Raw genomic sequence first — 950 nt, 5'->3', positions numbered from 1 at the left:
TTCCGGTCCTTCGGATGCAGGCCACCTCTGACGGCGGGCCTTTCCGGTCGTTTTTCGCCGCCCACCCCGCTTTGCGGGGAAGGGCGCAGCGAGATTGGCGAGCGGAGATTTGATCATGCGCAAGACCGGCAAACATAGCGCTAGCGGAGAAGTTGGCGGCAAGAGGAGCGAGCCGCTTAAGCGCAGCCTTTATTCCGAGATCACAGACCGCATCATCGCCGATCTGGAGCGGGGTTGCGTGCCTTGGGTGAAGCCTTGGGGCAGCGCCAAGGCCAGCCTTGGCCTGCCGAAGAATGCCGCCACGGGGCGCGGCTATTCCGGCATCAACATCCTGATCCTGTGGGGCGCGGTCATCGAACACGGCTATGCCGGCCAGAACTGGCTCACCTTCCGGCAGGCGCTTTCCCTTGGCGGCAATGTCGGCAAAGGCGAGCACGGCACGACCATCGTGCATGCCGATCGCTTCATCCCGAAAAACGAGAAGGAACGCGCCAAGGCGGAAGATACCGAGCCGCAGGCAGTGCCGTTTCTCAAGCGCTTCACCGTCTTCAATGTCGCGCAGTGCGAAGGCCTGCCCGATGAGCTTTACAGCCAGCCCGAGCCGCTGCCCGAACGCCACATCATCCCGCATGCCGAGGCGCTTGTTCGCAAAACCGGTGCCGATATCCGCATCGGCGGCGACCGCGCCTTTTACATGCCGTCTGCCGATTTTGTTCAACTGCCGCCGCAACCGGCCTTCTTCGAGCAGATCAACTATTACCGAACCTGCTTCCACGAGCTTGGCCATTGGACCGGGCACCCAACGCGGCTTGCGCGTGACCTCTCCGGCTCGTTCGGCACCAAGGCCTATGCGCGCGAGGAACTGGTGGCAGAGATCACGGCTGCCTTTACGTGCTCGAGCCTCGGCATCGAGCCGACCGTGCGTCACGCCGACTATATCGCCTCATGGC

General features: G+C 62.9%; 1 protein-coding gene. It reads left to right on the top strand.

All coding sequences use genetic code 11. The features are described from left to right. Positions 1-115: 115 nt before the first annotated feature. Positions 116-950, top strand: an 835-nt coding sequence (locus EOA23_RS35030) for a zincin-like metallopeptidase domain-containing protein (RefSeq protein WP_127307347.1), incomplete at its 3' end; no start/stop codon positions are given.

The sequence above is a fragment of the Mesorhizobium sp. M2A.F.Ca.ET.042.01.1.1 genome (assembly GCF_003997405.1).
Taxonomy (GTDB): Bacteria; Pseudomonadota; Alphaproteobacteria; order Rhizobiales; family Rhizobiaceae; genus Mesorhizobium.
The sequence above is the reverse complement of the archived record's forward strand: the minus strand, read 5'-3'. Positions and strand labels throughout refer to the sequence as shown.